At 44.8% G+C, this 4,107-nt stretch carries 3 protein-coding genes; 2 read left to right on the top strand and 1 reads right to left on the bottom strand.

Annotated elements, in window-relative coordinates; translation table 11 throughout:
- Positions 1-71 precede the first annotated feature (71 nt).
- Complete coding sequence (locus tag EUAN_RS12020; RefSeq protein WP_071064835.1) at positions 72-3,035, bottom strand: Tn3 family transposase; 2,964 nt, start codon at positions 3,033-3,035, stop codon at positions 72-74.
- Between the two features lie 141 nt (positions 3,036-3,176).
- On the opposite strand from EUAN_RS12020, the gene EUAN_RS12015 reads away from it, so the two are divergent.
- Together EUAN_RS12015 and EUAN_RS12405 are read left to right on the top strand one after the other, a co-directional pair.
- Positions 3,177-3,749, top strand: a complete 573-nt coding sequence (locus EUAN_RS12015) for a recombinase family protein (RefSeq protein WP_071064833.1) — start codon at positions 3,177-3,179, stop codon at positions 3,747-3,749.
- A gap of 24 nt (positions 3,750-3,773) precedes the next feature.
- A complete protein-coding gene (locus EUAN_RS12405) occupies positions 3,774-3,923 on the top strand; it encodes a (2Fe-2S)-binding protein (protein WP_084655939.1) in 150 nt (49 codons plus the stop codon).
- Positions 3,924-4,107 lie beyond the last annotated feature (184 nt).

Here is a 4,107-nt window from a genome sequence, read left to right as displayed (position 1 = left end):
AGAAAAATAAATTACATAAAAGCTTGTTTTTTCCAAAGATTCAATACGGAAAGAACAAGCTTTTTATATCTTTAGCCAAGCACTAGGGGTCTTAGTGAATCCAGTGAAATGGCCTGCTCAGAGTTGAACCTATACTCTCCAAGCAGGTTGATATGCTCCCATCCTAGCGGTGACATATGCTGAAGCAGGTCCTCGTTGAAGTTGCCTAGGCGTTTCTGGTATTCGACAGCCTTAGTTAGATGCAAGGTGTTCCATACGCTGACGGCGTTTATGATTATGTTCAAGGCAGTCGCCCTCTGCAGCTGGTTCTGCACGGTTCTCTCCCTTAGTTCCCCCTGCTTTCCGAAGAACAGCGCCCTGGCCAGGGCGTTCATGAATTCTCCCTTGTTAAGTCCCCTTTGAATTTTCCTCCTAAGTGACTCGCTTGAGATATAGTTCAAGATGAATATTGTCTTCTCTATCCGACCTATTTCACGTAAGGCTGTAGCCAGGCTGTTTTGCCTTGCGTAAGACCCCAGCTTCTCCATTATTAGCGATGCCGATACGGCTCCTTCTCTTATGGAGTGGGCGAGTCTCAGCACGTCGTCGTAATTGTCTTTAATCAGCTTTGTGTTTATTTGACCTCTCAGAAGAGGCTCCAGCTTGGGATAGTCGCTCGCTTTTCCTATCGTGAAGAGCTTTGAGTCCGATAAATCCCTTATCCTAGGGGCAAACTTGAATCCCAGCAGATGTGTCAGTCCGAAAATCTGGTCAGTATATCCGGCGGTGTCGGTAAAGTGCTCTTCTATATTCAGGTCCGTATCATGGTGTAGCAGTCCGTCCAGCACATGTATGGCATCCCTAGAGTTGGTATGGATAACTTTCGTATAGTACGATGAGAACTGGTCGCTAGTGAACCTGTATATGGTGGTTCCTTTGCCAGACCCATAGTGAGGGTTCGAATCCGCATGTAGAGAGGATACCCCTAGCTTCATTCTCATTCCGTCTGATGAGGAAGTCGTCCCGTCGCCCCAGTGATACGCCAAATCCAGCTTGTGATGGAAGTTCACCAGCGTAGCCTGGGCTTTAGACATTGCGTCTTCGTGCATACGCCACTGAGACACGTTCGCCAGTTGCTTGTATGACAGTCCTGGAGTTGCGTCTGCCATTTTGCTTAAGCCTATGTTCATTCCCATACCCAGAAGGGCAGCCATGATAGTGATAGTCTCCCCTTCATCCGGCTTTCTGTTGTTGGAGGCATGGGTGAACTGATGATGGAATCCGGTTATTTGGGCCACGTCCATAAGAAGGTCGGTGAGCTTAATCCGCGGCAGCATCTTATAAAGGCTTTCGCTAAACTGCTTTGCCTCTTTTGGGACATCTTTGTCCAGGCGTGAGACTGAAAGCCTGCCCTTTTCAAAACTTACACTATCGAGCTTGTTCCAATTTTTGCTCAGCCAACTTAACCTTTCCTCCAGGGTCTCCACTCTCTCCTCGATAAAGTCCTCGAACGACAGGCTGACTGCAAGCCTTGTACTCTCCTTAGCATCGCTCCACTCTTTTTCAGAAAACAGATATTCCTCGAAGTCTCTGTATTTTCTACTGCCTACCACAGAGATATCTCCGGCCCTTACATGCTCCCTGAGCTCCATCAGTACGGCCATCTCGTAGTAGTGTCGGTTTATAGCCCCGTCCTCCTCGTAAATATGCTTTTTCCAGCGCCTAGAGATGAAGTCTGTCGGGGATTCACTAGGTACCTTTCGCTTTCCGGACTCGTTCATCTCTCTTATAACCTCCACTGCCTGCAGCAGCGTCTCGCTTGACTTGGTTGACTTAAACTCCAGTGTTTTCAAAAGAGTAGGAGTGTACTTCCTAAGTGAATAGAATCTTTTCTTCAACAGGTCCAGATAGTCGTAGTCGGCAGGCCTTACAAGAGTCTGGGCTTCTTCTACGGAAGATACGAATGAGTTCCACTCGATTACAGAGTTTAGAACCTCAAAGACGTCTAGGCTTTCCTCCTTGGCCTTGATAAGAGCCTTACCTATGTCGGCGAAGTGGATTACCTTCTCGTTCAGCTTCTTGCCGTTCTGTTTTTGGATTTCATCTTGTGCCTTGCGTCCCTTCGCCATCAATCTGAGCATCTGTCTGTCGTGAATCTCGAAAGCCCTGTCTGTAAGCTCCTGGGCAAGATTTTTTAAGTATATGGTCAATAGTGAAAGTCTTTTATTCTCTTTAAACTTGCGGAATTCATATGGCTCGTACCTTGAACCCATCCGAGTGAACTGTAGCAGGCGATTTGGATGTACGTATTTGGTTTCAGCTGTTTCAAGTCCCAAAGACCTTATGTACTCAAGCCGCTCTATCACTTTCAAAAACGTTTCTGGAGAAGGATGTCCAGGAGCCTCTTTCAGCCAGCCCAGTATTGTCCTTCTCGTATCAGACGGACTTTGAGTGGATATAACTGACTCAAGCTTCTCCTTCTGCTCGCTTGTCAAAGACTTGCTTATGGTATTGAATATCTTTCTTTCGGCCATCTCCCTAGCTTCCCAGACTATCCTTTCGATTGTCGTTATGGCGGGAAGTATAACTTGCTTGCTTCTGAGAAAATCTATGCATTCATGCAACAGCGGGACAGCATCTCCTTCTTCCAAAGCCAGCTTGTATATATGCTTGAAAGCCAAACGATATTCCTTCAAGGTGAACGATATATAGCCATATTCTCTCCGGATTTCTTTCAGGTGGTCCCAAATCGTATTTTCTCTTTGAGGATAGTATTTCATTAAAGCGGGGTCGGCTCCAATCTGTCTGGCTATGTAGTTTACTATTGGAGAGGGCACATTCTCTATAAAGTTGTATGGCCATCCAGGATACCTGAGAAGAGCCAACTGAACCGCAAATCCAAGACGGTTTTCTTCCTTTCTCCGCTTTTCTATAACTTCCATGTCCATATTAGAAAATGTGTAATACGTCCCTAGTGCCCAGTCATCCTCAGGAGGCTGAATAATGCCAATTCTCTGCTCCTCTGTAAGTAGCTCTCTTCCTCTTACTATTCTCATAGTCCACCATCCCTTTTCTTTTATTGAATTTATAAGTATAATCATATTAATAGAGTACACTCTATTGGTACAATTATACTCTTTAGATAAAATGGGGTCTAGGAGTGTACCATAAGACTTGTGCTGAAATGAGGTGAGATTTTGAGGAAAATTGGATATATCAGGGTTAGCTCTTCAGACCAGAGCACAGCGAGACAGATTCATCAGCTGAATGAAGTAGGGATGGACTTGATATTCGAAGAGAAAGTCTCCGGGGCGACAAAAGACAGAGAGCAGCTTCAAGCGATGCTGGAGGAACTAGCTGAAGGCGACGTGATTTACGTGACTGACCTGACCAGGATAACCAGGAGCACAAGAGACCTTTTCGAGCTGATAGACTACATCCGCAGCAAGAAGGCCGGCCTCAAGTCCCTTAAGGATACCTGGCTTGACCTGTCGAAGGACAATCCGTACAGCCAGTTTCTGATTACAGTGATGGGCGGGGTGAATCAGCTAGAAAGAGACCTGATAAGGATGCGCCAAAGAGAAGGTATAGAACTGGCCAAGAAGGAAGGTAAATACAAGGGCAGGGTTAAGAAATATCATAAAGACCACGCTGGGATGAACTATGCTGTGAAGCTATATGAAGAAGGCAAGATGACTGTAAACCAGATTTGCCAGATTACGAGAGTATCCAGAACATCGCTTTACAGGAGATTATCCGATATCAGCTGAAGCTATCTATATAGGAGGAAACTTATGAAAACCATATGCTACTGTTCAAACGTAAGTGAGCAAGAAATAATCGATGCGATAAAAGGAGGAGCTAGAAATCTTTCGGATATAAAGAAAATGACAGGAGCCTGCACTATAGGAAGATGCAAGGAACTTCATCCGAAGGGAACCTGATGTTCCAAAGACATTCTAAAGTTGTTAGAAAAATATGCTGAGTCTAAACAGTAAAATGAATACTATTTTTTGAAAATTGCAAACAAAAGCTTGTTTTCTTTTATGCTAAGCATTGGAAAAAACAAGCTTTTTTGTAATTTATTTTTCTTAACGTTGTTAATCCGCATAAATAGGACGGTACCCC

This window comes from Andreesenia angusta (assembly GCF_001855385.1).
Taxonomy (GTDB): Bacteria; Bacillota; Clostridia; order Tissierellales; family Gottschalkiaceae; genus Andreesenia; species Andreesenia angusta.
This window is presented reverse-complemented; position numbering and strand designations above follow the sequence as displayed.

Bases quoted from the DNA above. Each gene is read 5' to 3' on its own strand.
- EUAN_RS12020 (WP_071064835.1), bottom strand. From the start codon at position 3,035: ATGAGAATAGTAAGAGGAAGAGAGCTACTTACAGAGGAGCAGAGAATT.
- EUAN_RS12405 (WP_084655939.1), top strand. From the start codon at position 3,774: ATGAAAACCATATGCTACTGTTCAAACGTAAGTGAGCAAGAAATAATC.